We start from the raw sequence: 19,724 nt of genomic DNA on the forward strand, positions 1-19,724 counted from the left end.
CAGGTTCTTCTTGGTCGATGAACCATCTACCGGAGACCTCACTGCGTCCGGCTCACAACACGCCGACACTCACCCCACTTCGAAACACGGCCTAGCCGCCGGTTTGCCGACCGTCCGCGACCCGACGGTCTCCACCTGCGATGTGGCGGGCGGGTGGGTACGTGGTTCGCTGCCCTCGGTCATCGCTGGTCCAGCCTCCGTGGCGAGCCAGGGGATTCCATTCATCCCCGGGTGAGGTCCAGTAGCGGGCTTGGCGCCCACCACCAGCAAAGAGTCAGCGCGTTCACCCGAACCGCAAGTACCGGGCGACGGACCAACACGTTGATCGGCTACGCCCTGGCCAGATCCGGCGAGGCTGACGCCTTATCCAAGGGCAAGGTGTACCGCCGTCTTCCGTTGTGTGTTGGTTCACCCTACAACGTGTCGGCCATGTCGATCGGTCGTGCTGGCGTGCAGCTCGTCCGGCCAGGAGCGACAACGACTGAATCTTCGCTTCGGTTTGATCACTTGGCTCGTTTGGGCTGGTCGCGGTTTCTACGTCGCCGGGTATGCCAGCGGATTCCCTATTTGATCAGCAGGTGGCCAGGTACGGGCGGTGTGCAGTGGAGCCGCCGACGGGTGAGCTGGAGATGTCCTTCCGGCTGGATGAGCGTGCGTTGACGCACGCTCGATCGAAGCGGGCGCTGGCGAATCGGTTGGGGTGGGCGGCGCAGTGGGGCGCGGTGCGGATGCTGGGCACCTTCGTGATCGAGGATCTGTCGGACGTTGCTCATGCCGAAAACCCATCCATGCAGGTCATGCGGCATGCCGGTACTGGTTGAGGATTCCACCGAGACGTTGGTGCCTTTGTACGTTCAGATCGGCGATCTGGTGGGGGTCGGTGATCGGTGAGGGCAGCGGAGTGCACGGGCGGGCGTTGGCAATGCTCCGGTGCGGCCGGTGCTCGTTGTAGAAGGTTTCGAACTCGCGCAGCGTGTGGAGCAGGTGGCGCTGGTTCCAGATCAGGGTCCGGTCCAGCAGTTCGCGGCGGCAGGTCTGCACCCAATGTTCCATGATCGAGTTCATCCGTGGCATTAGCGCCCCGGTGAGCACCATCTTGATGCCCGCGTCGGCCAGGACGGCGTCGAACAACTCAGGGACGTGACGGCGGCCGCGACGATCACGCGCAGGTAGGTCTGCCGGGTCAGCCCGCCTTCGCCGGTTCGCCGGAGTAGGAAGAGGAACCCCGAGTAGCAGCCCGCGGCCAAGGCCGCGTGCAGTACACAGGTGAGCGGATCGATGCCCATCTCCCCGCCGAACCGTCCCGGCGGTCAGGACGAGGCCGGCGAGCAGAAGCGGCAGCGCCAGGGCGAACCGGCGTCCCGGCGACTCACGGTCGACCACCAGCGCCAGCAGCGGTACCAGCAGCACCTGCATGTTCACCACGACCGTCGAGATCCCCGGCGCGGGTTTCGGAATTGGCCTGTGTCCACAGCGGCATGTCGCCCGCCGGTAGTACGCCCGCAGCCCACACCAGCGCCCGGGTTCGCCGGTCCGGGTTGCCGTGGCGGCGTTCTGCCAGCGCCAACGCGACCAGTAGCGGCATCGCCCAGGAACCATGAGGCGGATCACCCGGGTTATTCATCGGGGTCATACGTAACGTATGCTCCGACCCAGACCGCGACGAAACTCAGTGCCAGAAGCAGTAAGACGCAAAGGCAGACGCCTCGGCCAAGCCAAAGCAGGAATGCTGAGTGCGTCCTGTCGCTGAGGTAGATCAACCCTATCAATGGGGGAATGAGGGCGAGCGCTCCGATGATCAGGCGCCAGCAAAGTCGCGTGAGTCGATTGCCGATGGCGGCTCGCTCATCCGGCGGTAGATTCGATCTGCGCAAGGCTTGCTCCCGAGCAGCTAGTGATGCACTGACCATGCGTTGAGGGCCATCCATGACAGGGCCCACCGGGGCCATGAACACCACCGACAGTGCCTCCCCGCAGTGGGCGTGCATGCCTTCGCCCGCGGGAGGGCACCTTGACGGCAGACGAGCCACTCCAGGAAGCACCGTAGCGAAAGTCGGGCTCGCCGTGGAGGCCCTGGAACCTGATCTGGCCTCCGATCCTTTTCGCTTCGAAATGCCGCCATGTCGTGGAGGTTGATGCCCTGATGTCGGCAAGTGCTTCGCGGAACCGGCTGGACCCACTGTAGCTCCAATGGGTGTCGGCGTGGCTGAAGTCAATTCCGATAGCTGCAGTCTTCCTGGTGAGTACGGCAATTATTGTTCAGTTCTTTCCGGTGATGACGGCGGCGCTGGTGAAACACCAGCATGTGTGCCGTGCCTGGTCGAGGAGGGCCGCGGCGGACGCCGCCGATCTAGCCATGCACGCCGCAGCGTGTGGCCCGCGCAGCCGCCCCCCGTCGGCGCGCAGCCCCGACCCGGGGACCGCCATCTGCGTCACTCACCCCCCGACCACTACAGCGACCTGATCCCCTACCTGGAGGGCATGGCCGGTGACGCCACGGGCGCAAGCTGCTGGTGGCCAACCCGACCGCGGCCGACCGGTTCCGCGCATTCTCGCCCTACCATGCCGGCGGCATGGCCGGCATGGTCACGCTCGCCCATACCCGGACCGAAGGGGACGGCGAACCCTCGGTCAAGGTCGGCGACCTGACGATCCACGCCACCCCGGCGCTGCACACCGAGGAGACAGGCCGCACTCGCTCGGCGATCGGCCTGGCTTACCAGACCCCGGGCGGCACGATCTGGTACACCTCCGACACCCATCTTGGCTCCGGCCTACTCGACGACGTCACCGTGCTCGCGCCCGAGCCGGCGCTAATGATCGCGCACGCGGACGCCACTAACCTGCGCCCCTCGCCCGAGCGGGCCGCGGCGTGCCACCTGGAGACCCGCGACGTCCCGGCGATCGCCGCCGCGCTGCGCCCGGGCACGTCCTCATCCACCACTACGACGCCGCCCACGCCGCACCCGGTACCGCATCGCTCAGGCCGTCCAGCTCCAGCGCGAACTGGACCGGCGCGGCCTGACCACCCGCGTGCTGCCCTCGGCGGGGGCGTGCGCCTCGCGCTCGCCGACGGCAAGGTACGACACCACCTTGTCGACGTCGTCAATGACGCCGGCGCGGTCGTCGCCGAGTTTCTGCGGATCGCCTAACGCGTCGCGGGGAGTGGCTGAGTCCGCTCGTCAGCCGGGTCGAGTGCCTGCCTGCACGGTGTAGTCAGTGAAGCCGTCCGGCCACGTCCGCGTGCTGAATGAACCTGAAGTCCGTGATCTGATACGCCATCACCTGCTCGTTCCCGGCACGCGACTTCTACCCCGCTCCCCGCCTCCTGCCCGGGCCGGCCGCCCTTGCGGCTCGATGCCCCGGAGACAAACTCCCAGCGGCGCGGCCTGCAGGTACAGCCGGTCCTGCTGCCCCGTCGGCGCCGTGACCGGCTCCGCCGGCGCGCGTCGGCCGATTCCGCAACTGCGGAGCCAGAGCAGCGGTAAAGCGTTCGCCAGTAGGTTGTCCGGGAGTATAGACGGCCCAGCGCGGCGGCGAACGCCACCCTGTTTTCTCGCTTCAGCCGCGCCGCCTGAGCCTTGGCGCCCGTCCGGGCTAGGCGGCTCAGGCGACCTCGATTCGCAGGAGCGTCTTGCCGTCGTCGAGGACGACCTCTGCCTCGATGACACCCGGCACGTGGACGGGGCGGACCCCGATGGTGCAGCTCCTGCCGTCCGGGGCCAGCGTGCACGGGCTCACGGCCGCGACGCCGGGCTTGGTCTGCAGCCACTGCTGGACGGCTTGGAACGTCGCTCGATCGGTGGGCGTGGCGGGGCCGGAGCACGCTGCGCCGCACGCGCGGGCGGCGGTGAGGGTGACCTGTGCCCTGCCACCGCCGACGTTCTCCTCCGATGTACGGGTGTAGCCGCTGGGTGCCCCGAGCTTCTCGGCGATGCTCAAGTTGTTCTCGTAGGTGGAGTCCGCGCCGCCACGGATGACGAACGCGAGCACCGCCGCGGCCGCGACGGCCGTCAGTGCCGCGCCGATCAGCACGGGCCACAGGAGTTTCGCGCGCCGCCTCGCCGGCGCCCCGGGCATCGGGGCCTGAGGGACCCCCTGTGGTGGCCCTTGGACAGGTGTTCGCTGGGGCGGTTCGGCGGGTGCGGGCTGACCGGAAGCGAGCTGGGCCAGCATCACCTGGAGCCGGTCGACGGTCAGCCGCTGGGCCGGGTCCTTGCGGAGAAGACCGCTGATGACCGGCTCAAGGGGGCCCGCGTGAGCGGCGGGTGCGGGATCTTCGGTCGCGACGGCGACGAAGACCGCGCCGGTGCTCGTGCCTGTGAACGGGGGACGGCCCTCCACGGCGGTGTAAAGGGTCGCGCCCAGCGACCAGAGATCGGTCTCGGCGCCGGCCGGACGCCCGCGTACCTGCTCGGGCGACATGAAGGCAGGGGTCCCGATGACCTCGCCGGAGCGGGTCAGGGCGGCGTCGCCGTCGATGGCGGCGATGCCGAAGTCGGTCAGGACGACCCGGTCGCCTTCCAGGAGGACGTTGGCCGGCTTGATGTCGCGGTGGGCGATGCCCGCCCGGTGCGCCGCCTGAAGGGCGTTGAGCATCTGCAGGCCGATCCTCGCGGCCTGTTGGGGCGGGAGCGGCCCCCGGGCTTTGAGGAGGTCGTCCAAGGACCCGCCGTGCACCAGTTCCAGGACGATCCAGGGGCGTCCGTCGTCACCGGTCACCAGATCATGGACGGTGACGATGCCCGGGTGCTTCAACCGCGCGGCCGCGCGCGCCTCCCGGTCCAGCCGCGCGATCCAGGTCCGCCGCTGGTCGGCGCTGAGATGCTCGGGGAGCCGGAGTTCCTTGACGGCGACGTCTCGGCCCAGCTGCCCGTCATGGGCGCGCCAGACGGCTCCCATGCCGCCCCGTCCCAGCAGACCCGTCAACCGGTACCGGTAGGCGAGGAGCCGGCCGAGATCGTTCACGGGGCCGACCTTAGCCGCGCCTCGCTCACACAGACAACTGCGTCTGGCGGTGTCGACCGCCCAGTGGCCGAAAGTGTATGCATCGTGGCGTTCTGGACGCTCGCGCGGGGTTCCGGTGGAGGCCATGGTGATGGTGTTCGCTGGCGGTGGTCCGGATAGCGAGGGCCGCCGGGCGGCGTCAGAGACCTGGACGTCGAGCGGTACGGAGTACGTGCGGCGGGGATGCTCGTCGAGGCCGACCGAGCGTCCATGAAGCAGGTCGCCGTACTGGCGGAGGCGGGAGGGCTGCGCGCCGTCATCGACTCGGTCTTCCTGCTGGCGGACGCCGCCAAGGCTGTGCCTGCCGAAAATTACGTCCGTGCAGGTGAGGCCTGCAGGGCGTGGGTTCTGGTGCGGGGCTTGATCGGTTCGCAGCGACGGAGTGTGGCGAGGCGGTCGTCGCGAGATGATGTGCGGCTGTGCTGTTGCGACTGGCCTACTTGACCGTGGCTAATACCTTCGCGGCCCTCCGCCTTCTCCCGATGACCGATCGGGACAAGGACGCAGAGATCTTGGTGTTGCGGCATCAGATCGCCGTGCTGGAGCGCCAGCTGGCCGGGAAGAGGGCGCGGTTCACTGCGGCGGATGCGGTTGTCGGTGCTGCCGGACAAGGTCTTGCGCTGGCACCGCGACCTGATTGCGGGCCGGCATGCCGCCCGCTCGAAACTCAAGCGTCCGGGCCGTCCACCGACCGTCCGTTCCATCCGGTTGCTGGTACTTCGCCTGGTGCGGGAGAACCCGGTTTGGGGCTACCGGCGGGTGCAGGCGAGTTGCTGGTGCTCGGCGTCAAGGTAGCCGCCTCTACCGTCTGGGAGATTCTCAAGGATGCCGGCGTTGATCCGGCACCTAAGCGTTCCGCCACGACCTAGGCCGGCTTCCTGCGCTCCCAAGCCGAATGCTGGCGTGTGACTTCCTGGAGACCGTGACCCTCACCGGCGCCCGCATGTACGTGCTGGCGGTCATCCAGCACCACACCCGCCGCGTCCGAATCCTGGGAGCCACCGCTCATCCGACCGCAGCGTGGGTGACGCAAGCAGCGCGGAACCTGGTCATGGACTTGGAGGACGCCGGTTGCCGGGCACGGTTCTTGATCCGCGACCGGGACGGCAAGTTCCCCGATCTGTTCGACGCGATCCTGGCCGATGCCGGCATCCAGACGGTGCTGACCGGGGCTCGGATGCCCAGGATGAACGCGGTGATGGAACGGTGGGTGCAGACCTCCCGCCGAGGGTTCCTCGACCGCAACGCTGATCTGGAACCAGCGGCACTTGCTCCACGCCCTCCGCGAGTTCGAGGCCTTCTACAACCAGCATCGGCCTCACCAGGGCATCGCCAACGCACGCCCATTGAAGCCGCTGCCTCCACCGATCACCGAACCAGACCAGACCGCCCACCTGAACATCCGAAGAAGACAACGGCTGGGCGGGATCCTCAACGAGTACGAACATGCCGCTTGACCTGCATGGATGAGGTTTTCGGCAGGGACAGGGGCGGCCCGCGATGAGTCCGAGACGCCACCGAAATGTTCTCCTCTGCACCGGAACAGTTGAGGGAAGGCGGTTATGATAGCTCGTCCTATTTGGGATGTCCTTGTTGATGAGTGCTCTCTTCTTGACGATCCGTCTCCTTCTCGTGCTTTGAGGACACAGGCCGGTGAGGTGTGCTTCAGGTAGTGATCGACTGCTTTTTAGGGCTCGGCCGGTGCGATTTGGCGATGCATCGACAAGGTCGGTGCATTCTTTGGCAAGAGGGGCGCCAGTGGCGAGGCTAATATGCACACTATGGGGAGAAGCCAGTCATTCTTTCGCCTGCTGAGGCCTCTTGTGCACGCGGCATCGGGCCCATCGAGGGCGCGACGATGACCAGCCCGTTCCCGCTGGAACCGGAACCGATCCACGTGCCCGACGGCGTGCTCGACGACCTGCGGCAGCGGCTGGCGCTGACGCGCTGGCCGGACGAGGCCGGCAACGACGACGACGGCTACTACGGCGTGAAGCGCTCCTACCTCCAGGGGCTCGTCGAGCATTGGCGGGACGGGTACGACTGGCGCAAGGCCGAGGCCGCCGTCAGCGCCTACGGGCACTACCGCGTGGACGTCGAGGGCGTGCCGGAATCGAGGACGCCGGCGACACCCGGATGCACTCCGAGACCCTCGCCGAGGCGCTCGGCTACGGCGGGCCCACCGCACTCGCCGAGGCGCTCCGCGAACACGGCGTACGGCCCCGCGACGCCAAGTTCGTCCGGGGCGGCGAGCGGCGCCGCGGCTGCTGGCTGGAGGACATCCACGCCGCCATCAACACCTGACAAGGGGGTGGCTCGGGCGAGTAGCCCGCCCACCTCGCCAGGCAAGACACCCGCCCGGGCCACCCGGCCCCTCCCCCCTCTACACCGGAAACCCCCGAAACCCCGGGGGAGGGGAAGCATCCACACAGCACCCAGAGAAGAGGATCCATGGACTTGATCAACCTCGACCCGCACCCCGCCGAGGGCCACGATGGCTCGGCTGCCGTGGCGTTGCTGGCGTCTGGTCCTGGTGGACCGTGGAGGCCGGGAGGATCGGGCCGGGGTTTTGGCGGTTGGCCGAAGGTGGCGCCTTGGACCACGACCTGGACAGTCCTTGAAGGGACTGGTGCGCCGCGCAGCACCAGGTCGCGGTCGCCGGGGCGTTGACTGCGGAAGCCCCGGCTCAATGAGGCTCGGGGAATCCTCCTCGATCCGGTTGCGGCGACACTATGCCAATCGCAGGACCTTCTGAAAGGGTAAGATGGAGATCAAACCTCGTCTAGGTGCGCTGTTCGCGGCTACCACGCTATTCGCCACCGGGACCATTGTGGCCAGCGCGACCGCGGCGAACGCCGCCACTTTCACGTACTCGTGCGAAGTGTACAACTCTGCCACCAAGGCCAAAATTATCCGAGTCTACAACGGCGGCAAATACGCCGGCTATGCTATGTGGAACGGTGATCCGTCCGGTAGCTGGCCAGGTGACGCGCTCAGAGCGTACGACGGCCTCGCCGATGGCTGGGGCGTGGTGGCAAATCTGAGTACCGGCCGCACTGCCACCACTGTGGGGCACAATGCTCCCTACTATAGTCCGTGGGCGACCGGGGACCTGACCGAAGGAAACCACTACGATATGTATGTGCAAATGAAGAACGGTGACCTCGTCGCGTCTTCTGGCAACTGCCTGGTAACCGCTTGAGTCGTCCTTAAAATTCAGCGTGACCCCACCTGGTTATTGCCGGGTGAGGGTCCCCTCTGGCAATGCGTAACGCCGGACGCAACTGAGGTGGCGCTCACCGTCGATAGTTCCGCTTGTCCTCGAACAAGTCTAGATCGATCCGGCACGGGAATGATCACGAGACACAGCGGTTGCGGAAGGACGGCGGCCGCCGCGGGCCTGACCGTCCCGCAGGTGCTGATCACCACGACGCTGGCCGTCATGGACGGTCAGCGGCAGGTGCCGGCCGTCGACCGGCGCACGCTGGGATGGGAGATCGAGACGGTGCGGGCCTCGCTGGACGCGGTCGGCCGCAACCTCAACCAGCTCACCCGCATCGCCAACGCCACCGGACAGATCCCCGCCGAGCCGCCCGCGACGCTGGACGAGGTGACGCACCGCATGTGTGCCTGCCGAAAACCGCGTCCGTGTAGGTGAGGGGCATAGGAGGTGACGGGCTCCGACGTGGGGCTCGGTCAGTTGCAGAGCAGACAACGGAACGGCGTTCGGCGTGGGATGATGAACGGTTGTGCTCTTGCGACTGGCCTATCTGACCGTGGCGAACACGTTCGCGGTGCTGCACCTTTTCCCGATGACCGATCGGGAGAAGGATGCTGAAATCTTGGTGCTGCGGCATCAGATTGCCGTGCTGGAGCGCCAGCTCATCGGAAAGCGAGTGCGGTTCACTGCGGTGGACCGGGCGCTGCTCGCGGCGCTGCTGCACCGGTTACCTTCTGGCGCGCTGCGGCAGATGCGGCTACTGATGCGGCCGGAGACGGTGCTGCGCTGGCACCGCGACCAGGTCACCGGTAGGCACGCTGCCCGCTCGAACCCAAGCGGCCGGGCCGGCCACCGACCGTTCGCTCCATCCGGCTGCTGGTGCTGCGTTTGGTGCGGGAGAACCCGGGCTGGGGCTATGGGCGGGTGCACGGTGAGTTGCTGGTGCTCGGCGTCCAGGTCGCGGCCTCCACGGTCTGGGAGATCCTCAAGGACGCCGGTATCGATCCGGCGCCCGAGCGTTCCGCCACCACCTGGGCCGGGTTCCTGCGGTCGCAGGCCGAGGCGCTGCTGGCGTGCGATCTTCTGGAGACCGTGACCCTCACCGGCGCCCACATGCATGTGTTGGCGGTCATCGAGCACCACACCCGCCGCATCCGGGTTCTGGGTGCCACCGCTCATCCGACCGCTGCGTGGGTGACCCAGGCGGCGCGGAACCTGGTCATGGACCTTGAGGATGCCGGCTGCCGGGCACGGTTCTTGATCCGCGACCGGGACGGCAAGTTCCCCGACCTGTTCGACGTGGTCCTGGCCGATGCCGGTATCCAGACGGTGCTGACCGGGGTGCGGATACCGAGGATGAACGCGGTGATGGAGCGGTGGGTGCAGACCTGCCGCCGCGAGCTCCTGGATCGCACGCTGATCTGGAACCAGCGGCACCTGCTCGACGCCCTCCGCGAGTTCGAGACCTTCTTCAACCAGCATCGGCCTCATCAAGGCATCGCCAACGCCCGCCCGTTGAAGCCGCTGCCTGCGCCGATCACCGAACCCGACGAGATCGCCCACCTGGACATCCGAAGAAGGCAACGTCTGGGCGGGATCCTCAACGAGTACGAACATGCCGCTTGACCTGGACGGACGAGGTTTTCGGCAGGGACAGGCTCAGCGTGCATGTACGCGGGAATAGCTTGTTATCGCGTACATGGGGGCGATGGACGATTGGAATCCTAGAGCGGTGAAGCCGACGCCGAACGGGGTGGGTGGAGTTCGCGCCGCTGCAGGGCGTGTCCCCTGCGCTCGGGCAGAGAAAGACGAGCCGGGCGCCGCGCTCGGCGGGTATCTGGATGATCTCTGTGGGCGGAACCACACAGGTTCCGGGTTGAGGAGGTCGGCGTGCACCACGACAACGGGTTGATGGGCCGACGTCGAGCGGTCGATCGTCTGAGACCGCACGCCCTCGGCGGAGGTCGGGGCCATGTACGGCGTGAACGAGAGACCATGGCATGTCGGTTGTGATCGATATGGTCTCGTCTGTGGGAGTCGCCGAATTCGACATCGACGTGGCTGATGGTCGCCGTCTGCGCGTCTACGACACCGGTTCCGAAGACGCCGCCGATCCCCTCACAGTGTTCTGGCGCCACGGCACACCGAACATCGGCGCGCCTCCGCAACCCCTGTTCTCCACCGCGGACCGGCACCGTATCCGCTGGGTCGGCTACGACCGGCCTGGTTACGGCGGCTCCGCGCCGGCCCCGGACCGGGACGTAGCGTCCGCTGCCGTCCATGTCATCGCCGTCGCCGACGCGCTCGGCATTGCGCGGTTCGCGGTCATGGGGCACTCCGGCGCGGTCCACACTCTCTGGCCTGCGGAGCACTGCTGCCCGACCGGGTCACCGCCGTGATCAGCATCGCCGCCCTGGCCCCGTTCGACGCCGATGGACTCGACTGGTTCTCCGGCATGACGACCTCCACCGCAACCTCCCTACGGGCAGCCGTCTCCGGCCGCGCGGCCAAACAAGCATTACCAGACCAACGCCGAGTACGACCCGGACATGTTCACTCCGGCAGACCACGCAGCACTCACCGGCCCGTGGTCCTGGTTCGGCGACATCGTCGACCGGGCCCTCGAGAACGGCCTCGACGGGCTCATCGATGACGACCTGGCCTACGTCGCGCCCTGGGGCTTCGCCCCGGCCGACATCACCGCACCGGTCCTGATACTGCACGGGGAACAAGACCGGAATGCCCCTTGCACCCATGGCCGATGGCTCGCCCGCAACTGCCCCACAGCACACCTACGACTGTCTGCAGATGACGGACACATCTCCGTCCTGAACTCCGCCCCGGCAGCACTGGACTGGCTTCACGCACAAGCAGCCCCGAACAAGCCAGGAGCATCGACAGTCAGCCACAACCTACGACGTAATAGTTAATTAGCTCGTCCACCTTCGCCAGCATCCTCGCCACCGAGCCCGCCGACCCGGCTGCGGAGTGGACCGCCGAGGCCGAGCGGCTCCGCGCCCTCGTGCGGCGCGCGGTCACCCGGCCCGCATTCCAGGTCGCCGCCAAGGCCACACCCGGCGAGGCCCGCGCCGTGGTCGCCGAGCTGCGCGCGTTGCTGGACGAAGTCGAGGCCGCCGCGCTCGACCCCAGCCAGGAGTCCACCTAGGGTTCGGGAATTTCGGGAGGCGCCCACACGTACCGTCACGCGCGGTACGTGTAGGCGCCACCTTTTGGCAGCCCACATGTGAGCAGGCAGTAGCCTCCCACCCGTGCGCTGGGAGGACGTGGTCTCGTGTCTGCCGCTGGTCCAGCTGGGGACCGGGCGGGACATGCAGCCTGCCCACCTGCTGGGGTGGGTCTGGCAGGAACGGACCCGCGAGTGGCTCGGGATCGTCGGCTATCCACGTGTCGCCGGTGAGCCGCCGGCGGCGCACCGGGTCCTGGCCGAGGTGCGCGGCAGCTCGGTCCTGCCGTTGGAGCCGCCGGCCGCGTACGCCGACGTGCCGCGCCTGCAGCTCAGCGCTGACGGCGTGGTGGGCCCTTGGGAGAAGCCGCCGCCGAGTGAGCCCAGACCCTTCGGCGGGTTAGGTTCCTCACCCGCCGCCGGCCAGGACCTCACTCGCCCGCTGAGCAGCTCGAAGACGTCCGGGAGTTAGCCGGGTGAGGTCGTGTCGGGGATGCGGAGGGCGCTGTGGGGCCCCGCCAGGTGTTCGCTGCGAGGGTCGTCGACGACCTCACTCACTGACCGGCAGGGGGAGCGGCCCTGCAGGCGGTCGGGCCCACGAACAGATAGACGCGCTGGTTCGTCGCGGCAGCCGCTGCGAGCTCGCCGCGACGCTTCACAAGGTGACCCCCTACCTCGGTAGGCCCCTGGTAGAGGGGTCGGTAGAGGGTCTGCCCTGCGCGGTGGGCGGCGGGATGGCGTTCCGGGGCCCGGTAGGCCCGAGAAGCAAGTGCGGCCTATCGGGCCCCGGAACGCCGTCCCCTGTGCGCGTCCCGCTTCTTCGCGTCAGCGGTCCGGAGACGTCTCATGACGCTTCGGATGTTCTCTCCGGAGACGATCACCCCTCGTTCCTGCAGCCAGCGGGCTATGGTCGCCGGACGAGCGTCCAGTCCAAGCCCCAGCTCCTGCACTGCGTGGCGGATTCGGGCGCTGTCCGAAGGGAGGCCGGCGAGAGCGCTGTCCTGTCCAGGAGGCTCGGCAGCGGGTTCCTCTTGTTCGACTTCGCTGTCGTTGGGGTGCTGCCTGAGTCGGTCGTCTACCAGCCCAAGCAGGTCGGCGGCGATGTCGGCCAGTGCGGCCAGGATGGCGTCGTCGGATGCACCGGTCTCCTTTCGCAGGATGTCCATGTACGACTGATCGCGCTCGGTTCGCGGGGTGGCCCGGTCTTCGCAGGCAAGGGAACGGAGTAGTTCGCCGGCGGCCATGTCGAACACTCCGGCGGTCACGTTCAGGTCTTCGACGGCGCTCCTCACGGTGGCGATCTGGGGGAGGAGGAACGCCCCGCCGTTCTCCGGGGGGCCGGCCTCCGCAGTTTCACCGTCGGGCGCGGGGTCTGTGGTGTCACGGGGCAGCTCAGTGGCGTCACGGGGCGCTGGCCCTGGCGCGCTCAACGAAGTTGTCACGCCCGAACGAACTACCCGGCCTCACCGGCCTTGCGCCCGAGGATCGCCCGAACGAAGACCCCGCGCTTGCCTCCTCATGGGGCGCGGGGAGAGAGGGCGTCCGGAAACGATCACTTAGTGCCTGTTCGAGGATCCCGGCTCTTGGTTGAGGTGTTAGCGATCACTCAGGTTGAGGGCGACGGCGTCATTGCTGGTGAGGACGTGGTTGTGCGCGAAGGCCCCGCCAGGGGCGTCGTGGCGGCGCCGTGGTGTGCAGGTTGGCGCGGTGGTGGTCGCTCTGTCGCGATGACCGTCGTTGACGGCGGGGCGGGCGGCGGTTTCGTCGACGACGGTCTTGTCGGCGATGAAGGTGGCCGACAGGGATTGGATGGCCAGGTTGTTGATCGCGCGGGGATAGCCGCGGCTGGCGGTGCGGCCCCCGCAGCCTGCCCGTCCCGGCCCGCGCGGTCAACTCCCTATGACGGCGCCACGGCGCAGGGGAAATGTCGCCGCCGACCGTGATCCGCCCGGGAACTGTTGCCATGGGCATGGCGTCGAAGGCACGCTGGGTCGTAGATCTTGGTGGACGGGGTGACGGGGCGTGCCTGACGCCGGGCGGGAAATGATCAACGGTCGCTACCGGCTGCTCTCGGTCATCGGGCAGGGGGCCATGGGCCGGGTCTGGTGGGCGCGGGACGAGCTGCTGAACCGCGACGTGGCGGTGAAGGAGATCCTCCTCGCGGCCGAGGACGAGCCCGCGGAACTGGCGGAGCGCGCCATGAACGAGGCGCGGTCGACGGCCGCGCTCAGCCATCCGGGCATCGTCACCGTGTTCGACGTCATCGAGCACGACGGCTCCCCGATGATCGTGATGGAGCTGCTCAAGGGCCGCTCGCTCGCCGAGATCCTCCGCGAGGAGGTCAGGCTGCCACCGCGCCGGGCCGCGGAGATCGGCGCCGAGATGCTCGCCGCCCTCCGCGAGGCCCACGCGGCCGGGATCGTGCACCGGGACCTCAAACCCGCCAACGTCTTCGTCACCGACCGCGACCGGGTTGTCATCACCGACTTCGGCATCGCCCGGCAGCGCGGGCAGCGGACTCCCGGCGCGCCCGGCGAGATGAGCGGCACCCCGGCGTTCGTCGCCCCCGAACAGGCCCGAAACGAGGCCGCCGGGCCGCCCGCAGACCTGTGGTCGCTGGGCGCCACACTCTTCAACGCGGTCGAGGGCCGCCCGCCCTACCAGGGCCCGGACTACGCGTCGATCCTGCTGACCCTGCTCACCCAGGACCCGCCCGCCCCGCGCAATGCGGGACCGCTCACCCCGGTGCTGGCCTCGCTCCTCGTCCGCGACCCGGAGCGCCGGGCCGACGCCGACGAAGTCGCCGCCGCCCTGGACCGCATCCTCCACGCCGCCCCGGAGAACGCCCCGCCGCCCGCGCCGGTGACGCCGGCTGCACCGGCTGCACCGGCTGCGCCCGCGTCGCCGGCCAGTGCCGGAAAGGCGCCCTCCCCGCCCGCCGGCAATGCGGGCTCGGCCGTCACCGCGTCCACCCCACCGCCCAGGTCGGCCGCAGCGCCCGCGTCCGCCGCGCCGCAGCCGAGGACCAGGTACGTGACCACGCGGCCGGCGCCGCCGATCAAGCAGCCGCCCGCCTCGCTTCGGCAGGAACGGGTTCGGCGGCTGGTGCCGGTCCTGGTGTGCGTGCTGGTGGGCTTGGGGTGCCTCGCGGCCTTGCTCAACGTTGACACCGACCCATCGGCCGGCAGCGCGACCGGCTCTCCGGCCCCGTTCCCCAGCTACCTGATCACGGATCCGCCGGGGACCCCGGACCCCACGGATTCCCCGTCCGCCGCCCCTTCGGACCCCCCTCACCCGACCGGCGCGGCCTTCAGCCCGGACGGCCGGACGGTCGCGATCGCCCTCGGCGACAAGCAGATCCGGGTCTACGACGTGCGGACCCACCGGCGCATCTCGACGCTTCACCTCGGCGGCGACAGCACTGAGGATCCGGTCGCCATGGCGCTCAGTCCGGACGGCCGAGAACTCGCCATGTCACCGTCGGACGGGCCTACGGCGGTGTGGAACCTCGAGACTCACAAACAGATCGCGAAGACGAACGATTTCAGTGACGCGAGCCGCCTGACCTTCGACTCCGGCGGCGGAAGGCTCACGGCATTCGGCGAGCACGGGGACCACCTCGTCTGGCGCATCGGCAAGGACCCGCGCACAGATCAGATCGTTCCAGACGAGGGTTGTGTGATCTCCACGGTGAGCCCCGACGGCACCACGCTCGCCTGCACCGGCATGGAAGGCCCGGGCGTCACGCTGTGGGACGTCTCCGCACGGAGCCAGATCGGCACGCTGACCCCACCGATGACCAGCGACCCGCCCCTCACCATGGCCTTCAGCCCCGACGGCCGGAGTCTCGCCCTGGAGGGCACTCCGACGGTGACCCTTTGGAACGTCGCCCTGCAGCGGCAGATCGGCACCCTCGACACTTCCCAGGCCATCGAACGGCTGCTGTTCACTCCGGACGGCACCCACCTGCTCGCCCAGGGCGGAGGGGACGTCAAGGACTGGAGGCTGACCCCGTCACCTCAGCGCTCGGCCTCCGGGTTGCCCGGGTCCGATACGGGCTTCGTCACCACCGCGGCGCTCAGCCCGGACGGCAGATCCGTTCTGTTCGGCACGTCCAGCGGCAAGATCGTCGTCCGTAATCTGGCCAAGGGCAAGGACGTCGAACATTGGCATGCCTGATGAGCGAATCGGGACGAACGGGGTGGGCCGCCCGGGACGCCACACCACACCGGACCCAAAGCAAGGCGAACAAAACCATCAGCGGCGCCACCGTCACCGACGACGCCATGCTGTCCATGCTGTCCATGGCGTGCATGGCCTGCGTGAGCGGCGTCACGGCGAGGTGTGCCGGTTGCCGAGCGGTACCCGCTGCTGCGCCGCGCGACCGACATGAGCGAGGTCCCCGGCGAGCGAGCCGTGAAGCCCACGCCCCTGAGAGCACCCGAGTAGAACCGCCAGCTTGGGACTGGCGACGCGCTCGTTATGCGGCACCCGAAGCTCTTTCGTCACTGTGGGGCGAGGGCTTTCGTCTGTACCCCTGTCTGGGCGCGCGGGCAGCGGAGTCAGGTGGTCAGCGGTTCATCTGTTCTGATTGTTGCCAGGGCCGCGGGAGAAGGGGTTGAGGGCGGTCAGGTCTCGGGTGGCGTTCAGGTGGGTGGAGAAGTTGGGGTCCAGCCAGCCCAGGACCACGATGACGGCCCACGCCGAGGCGGCGATCGTGGCTCCGGCGCCGTAGGGGGAGGGCAGGGTCAGGCCCAGCCGTTGGGCGAGGAGCAGGACGGTGATCGGCAGGGCGGCGATGATGAGGGTCCGGGTGCCGTCCAGGAGGCGGGCGTGCCAGGCTCTGCGTACGGTCTCGGGAGTGTTCTCCCGGACGGGGAGCCGGTCGTATTCGCCGGTCAGGACGGCGCGCAGCAGGTCACAGATCCGGGCCCGGAAGTCTTCATGGCTGGTCGCGGACGGCAGGGCGATCCACAGCTGGAGGTCGGTGACCGCCTGGGAGGCCTCGACTGCGCGGCTGCGGACGACCGCCCTGGTCAGCTGGGTGCCGCCGAGCGCGGCTGCGGGCATCCCGCTGCGGAGAACGGAGGCCGTCTTGCCCAGCGCGGTCAGGATCTCCCGCTGCGCCTGGGGGTGCAGTTGTCCCCGCCGGTCGGGTTTCAGGCGGGTGAGGATGGTGGTCAGCTGCTCGAACAGCGCCTCGGTGGGGGGAGCGGGTCCGGCGCGATCGGCCAGCCAGCCGTTCACCATGAACGGCATCACCGCCACCACGAGCGCCACGGTGGCCGTGCCGATGCCCTGGATGGCGGGCATCCACCATGCGTGCTTCAGGTCCACCACCCGCGCCGGGCCGTCGGCGTACCGGACATACAGCGCCAGCAGGATGAATCCGACGGTGACCGCGGTGAGCAGAGCGTCGATCAGGCCGCCGAGGAACCGGCCGTTGTCGCGTCGCCGCTCGCTCCACACCGCGACCGGGATGAACAGCCCGATCGCGGCGACCGCCTCGGCGAAGCCCCACCAGCCGATCTGGAATATCCCGATCAAGACGGCGAGGGCCCCGACGAGCGTTGCCGGGAACCACACGAATGCCACATTGCCATCGATGTTGTCCCGACGCACCGAACGCTTCGCGGCCTGGACCGCCATCAGCCGGTACCGGCTCCGCAACCACTCGGTCTCCACCGCCGGGTCCAGCCCCCGCGCGAACAGCGGCCAGGTGCTGTCCAGGCGCTTGGCCTTGGCGAACATCGCCGCCATGCGTTCGAGGTCCGGCCCGGCACGCCGGGCCGCTCGCTCTCCTCCGGTCGCGGGCACGACCCCCTCGCTCACGCCCATCCCGGCTTCGCCGGACATCGAGACCACACCCCTACGGTCACAGGGGACAGGCACCTAGAACGAACCCGCCCCCAACGGGCCCACACCACCTCGACCGTACAAACCGCGACCCCGCCGGCACAGGGACGAGACCAGATCGTGTCGGCCCTCCGCCCGGCACCCACCTCCAGCCCCAGGTGCGTCCTGGCGAAGTGGCAACGCCGTCGGCGTCGAAACTAGAACGTTCATGGCCACCTCGACCGCGATGGACCCGCCGCTACGGTGAGCGGCGTGGCGATCATTGCGGCGATCCTCTTGACCGCTGATCTTCTTCAACGAGGGTGGGTGTAGGAGCGGTGGTCGTTGCCAGGCAGGGCAGGTCGGCACCACCATCGGGCTCGGACTGATGATCGGGCTGTGGGTGGCCGTCGACAGCCGGCCGCTGATCTGCTGCGGCGACCACCGTTGCCCGAGTAGTTCCTCAACCATCACCCGCAGATCCGGGCGTCCTGCGAGCTTGGCCTGCTTGGGACGACGAGCGCGGACTTCGGCGGCAGCGCCGGCTGCGCCGGCGCGGTAGCCTTCCCGGCCGCCGTTGCGGGCGATCTCTCGCGACACCGTCGAGGCCGGACGGCCCAGCCCGCGGGCGATGGCTCTGGCGGACTTGCCCGCAGCGATGCCTCTGGATATCTCCTCGCGCTCCTCACCCGCCAGGTGCCGCAGCGACCGGCAGCGCGGCGGGCTCCTCAGCCCACCGGTCTGCAGCAGGAATCGCCGCACGTGCTGCAGTTGCGCTCCCATGCTCCTGGCGATGCCGCCCAGTGGCTCACCGCTACGCCAGCGCCCCCACAGCTCCTCTTGTTGAGCTGTGGAGAACCCGTAGTCCCGCACCCGCACCTCCGTAATGATCAAGATCATTCTCGGTGATGCATTGACCCCTTGAATCCAAGATCGTTTTCGACGCTTCCTCGACGCGCGGTAGGCCCTGAGGCACCGTTCGCCAGACCGGAGTCGCGAACGAAGCGGCCCTCGCTCCCTTCAGACGGCTCGACACGCCAGCCCGGCGGTGGCACGTGCCCCCTGGCGACATCCGTCACGGCGGCCGATGTCATATCAGCCCCAGCCTCGAAACTCGCCCCATTGAAGAGTCGACCTTTGAACGTCCGCCATCATTCAGGCGGTTGAAGCGCTCCGGTTTCGATGGAGGCTCTAGGTTGTGGCTGTGACCTGCAGCTCTGTGTGGTTTTGGGAGTAGTGGAGCGCCTCGTATTCGTCGGGTGGGATATGGCCGATCTCACCGTGCAGTCGGGTGGTGTTGTACCAGTCGACCCACTCGGCGGTGGCCAGCTCGACGCCGGTCAGGTTCTTCCACGGCCCACCAGATTTGATCAGCTCGGTTTTGTAGAGCCCGATCGCCGACTCCATCAACGCGTTGTCCAGCGCGTCGCCGACGGTGCCGATGGAGGCGTCGATCCCAGCGTCGACCAGATGCGTGGTGAACTGGAAAGAGGTGTATTGCGACCCGGCGTCGCTGTGATGGACCAGGCCGGGCCCAACGGGTCGTCCGGCTCGATCGCGTCGCCACAGCGCCATGTCGAGGGCGTCCAGCACCAGCCGGGTCCGCTTGCTGGTCACCGCGGCCCAGCCAACGACGGCGCGGGAGAAGATGTCGACCACGAACGCGATATAGACGACGCCGGCCCACGTGGTCACGTGGGTGAAATCGGCTACCCAACGACGGTTCGGGCTGGGGGCGGTGAAGTCGCGCCGCAGCAGATCGGCGGCACGCTCATGCCCGTCGTCGCGGACGGTGGTGCGGACCTTGCGGCCGCGGCGGGCACCGTGCAGGCACAGCTCGCGCATCAACCGCTCGACCGTGCAGCGCGCCACGGCATGGCCCTCGCGCTGAAGCTGCCGCCAGACCTTGCGAGCGCCATACACCCGGTAGTTGTCGGTGTAGATGCGGGTGATCTCGCTCTTGAGCCATGCGTCACGCTCGGCTCGGGCAGAGGCCGGGCGGGACCTGGCGGCGTAGTAGGTGGACGGTGCGATCTTGGTGCCGTGCGCAGACAGCACCCGGCAGATCGGCTCGACCCCGAACACCTTCTTGAATGCGTCCTTGAATGCGTCGATGAACGCGGTCAGTACCTGTGTGGCCGGCCGAGCTCGACCGCGAAGAAACCCGCCGCCGCTTTCAGGATCTCGTTCGCCCGACGCAGCTCGGCGTTCTCGCGCTTGAGGCGCTTGAGCTCCGCAGCCTCCTCGGTCGTGGTCCCCGGCCGGGCGCCGGCGTCGACCTCGGCCTGACGCACCCAACTGCGCACCGTCTCGGCATGCTTGACGCCCAGTTTGGTCGCGACGGCCTTCATCCGTGGACAGCCGTGCCGAGCGTGGGCCGGAAGGCCATGACCGCACACCGCAAACGCCCTGAGCTGTGCAAACCGCGATGGAAGGACGAGACAGAGCCGCACTTCAGTCTGGTCAGCGCCACCTCGC

17 protein-coding genes and 2 pseudogenes are annotated in these 19,724 nt (G+C 68.4%); 12 read left to right on the forward strand and 7 right to left on the reverse strand.

Annotated features, from left to right (window positions below; genetic code table 11):
- The first annotated feature begins 548 nt into the window (after positions 1-548).
- Complete coding sequence (locus ABT299_RS22365) at positions 549-821, forward strand: DUF4158 domain-containing protein (protein WP_500251867.1); 273 nt, start codon at positions 549-551, stop codon at positions 819-821.
- Here ABT299_RS22365 and ABT299_RS22370 read toward each other — a convergent pair.
- The gene (locus ABT299_RS22370; protein WP_500251868.1) at positions 796-1,416 is read right to left on the reverse strand and encodes an integrase core domain-containing protein; all 621 of its coding nucleotides are present in this window, start codon (positions 1,414-1,416) and stop codon (positions 796-798) included. The genes ABT299_RS22365 and ABT299_RS22370 overlap by 26 nt on opposite strands.
- Before the next feature lie 1,097 nt (positions 1,417-2,513).
- Here ABT299_RS22370 and ABT299_RS22375 point away from each other — a divergent pair.
- Positions 2,514-3,152, forward strand: a complete 639-nt coding sequence (locus tag ABT299_RS22375) for an MBL fold metallo-hydrolase (RefSeq protein ID WP_500251869.1) — start codon at positions 2,514-2,516, stop codon at positions 3,150-3,152.
- A 454-nt stretch (positions 3,153-3,606) separates the two neighbouring features.
- Here ABT299_RS22375 and ABT299_RS22380 read toward each other — a convergent pair whose 3' ends face one another.
- Positions 3,607-4,968, reverse strand: coding sequence for a serine/threonine-protein kinase (locus tag ABT299_RS22380; protein ID WP_387032469.1), 1,362 nt, complete (start codon positions 4,966-4,968; stop codon positions 3,607-3,609).
- Positions 4,969-5,426: 458 nt separating this feature from the next.
- On the opposite strand from ABT299_RS22380, the gene ABT299_RS22385 reads away from it, so the two are divergent.
- The 9 genes and pseudogenes from ABT299_RS22385 to ABT299_RS22425 all read left to right on the forward strand — a co-directional run bounded on the left by ABT299_RS22385 (position 5,427) and on the right by ABT299_RS22425 (position 11,883).
- Entirely contained in the window at positions 5,427-5,876 is a 450-nt protein-coding gene (locus ABT299_RS22385) for a hypothetical protein (protein ID WP_500251870.1), read from the forward strand.
- Positions 5,877-6,865: 989 nt separating this feature from the next.
- A pseudogene (locus ABT299_RS22390) lies at positions 6,866-7,102 on the forward strand (epoxide hydrolase N-terminal domain-containing protein); the annotation flags it as partial.
- Positions 7,103-7,143: 41 nt separating this feature from the next.
- On the forward strand, positions 7,144-7,311 hold the full coding sequence (locus tag ABT299_RS22395; RefSeq protein WP_500251937.1) for a hypothetical protein: 168 nt from the start codon (positions 7,144-7,146) through the stop codon (positions 7,309-7,311).
- 460 nt (positions 7,312-7,771) lie between these two features.
- Positions 7,772-8,209, forward strand: a complete 438-nt coding sequence (locus tag ABT299_RS22400; protein ID WP_500251871.1) for a hypothetical protein — start codon at positions 7,772-7,774, stop codon at positions 8,207-8,209.
- Positions 8,210-8,422: 213 nt separating this feature from the next.
- Positions 8,423-8,665, forward strand: a complete 243-nt coding sequence (locus ABT299_RS22405; RefSeq protein WP_500251872.1) for a hypothetical protein — start codon at positions 8,423-8,425, stop codon at positions 8,663-8,665.
- Between the two features lie 441 nt (positions 8,666-9,106).
- Positions 9,107-9,853: an integrase core domain-containing protein gene (locus ABT299_RS22410; protein ID WP_500251873.1), complete on the forward strand. Its 747-nt coding sequence runs from the start codon at positions 9,107-9,109 to the stop codon at positions 9,851-9,853.
- Between the two features lie 374 nt (positions 9,854-10,227).
- A complete protein-coding gene (locus tag ABT299_RS22415) occupies positions 10,228-10,626 on the forward strand; it encodes an alpha/beta fold hydrolase (protein WP_500251874.1) in 399 nt (132 codons plus the stop codon).
- A 623-nt stretch (positions 10,627-11,249) separates the two neighbouring features.
- Positions 11,250-11,393, forward strand: coding sequence for a hypothetical protein (locus tag ABT299_RS22420; protein ID WP_500251875.1), 144 nt, complete (start codon positions 11,250-11,252; stop codon positions 11,391-11,393).
- A gap of 103 nt (positions 11,394-11,496) precedes the next feature.
- Positions 11,497-11,883 carry a hypothetical protein gene (locus ABT299_RS22425; RefSeq protein WP_500251876.1) on the forward strand — a complete coding sequence of 129 codons (387 nt, stop codon included), beginning with the start codon at positions 11,497-11,499 and terminating at the stop codon, positions 11,881-11,883.
- A gap of 304 nt (positions 11,884-12,187) precedes the next feature.
- Here ABT299_RS22425 and ABT299_RS22430 read toward each other — a convergent pair whose 3' ends face one another.
- Entirely contained in the window at positions 12,188-12,703 is a 516-nt protein-coding gene (locus tag ABT299_RS22430) for a hypothetical protein (RefSeq protein WP_500251877.1), read from the reverse strand.
- A 730-nt stretch (positions 12,704-13,433) separates the two neighbouring features.
- Between ABT299_RS22430 and ABT299_RS22435 the strand changes: the two genes are divergently transcribed.
- On the forward strand, positions 13,434-15,590 hold the full coding sequence (locus tag ABT299_RS22435; RefSeq protein ID WP_500251878.1) for a WD40 repeat domain-containing serine/threonine protein kinase: 2,157 nt from the start codon (positions 13,434-13,436) through the stop codon (positions 15,588-15,590).
- Between the two features lie 399 nt (positions 15,591-15,989).
- Here ABT299_RS22435 and ABT299_RS22440 read toward each other — a convergent pair whose 3' ends face one another.
- From ABT299_RS22440 to ABT299_RS22455, 4 genes and pseudogenes are all read right to left on the reverse strand, one after another.
- Positions 15,990-17,267: a hypothetical protein gene (locus ABT299_RS22440; RefSeq protein WP_500251879.1), complete on the reverse strand. Its 1,278-nt coding sequence runs from the start codon at positions 17,265-17,267 to the stop codon at positions 15,990-15,992.
- A gap of 393 nt (positions 17,268-17,660) precedes the next feature.
- Positions 17,661-18,119: pseudogene (locus ABT299_RS22445) on the reverse strand (transposase); the annotation flags it as partial.
- Between the two features lie 318 nt (positions 18,120-18,437).
- Entirely contained in the window at positions 18,438-19,331 is an 894-nt protein-coding gene (locus tag ABT299_RS22450; protein WP_500251880.1) for an IS3 family transposase, read from the reverse strand.
- A gap of 38 nt (positions 19,332-19,369) precedes the next feature.
- Positions 19,370-19,597, reverse strand: a complete 228-nt coding sequence (locus tag ABT299_RS22455) for a transposase (RefSeq protein ID WP_500251881.1) — start codon at positions 19,595-19,597, stop codon at positions 19,370-19,372.
- Positions 19,598-19,724 lie beyond the last annotated feature (127 nt).

Source organism: Spirillospora sp. NPDC000708 (genome assembly GCF_040299565.1).
GTDB lineage: Bacteria > Actinomycetota > Actinomycetes > Streptosporangiales > Streptosporangiaceae > Spirillospora.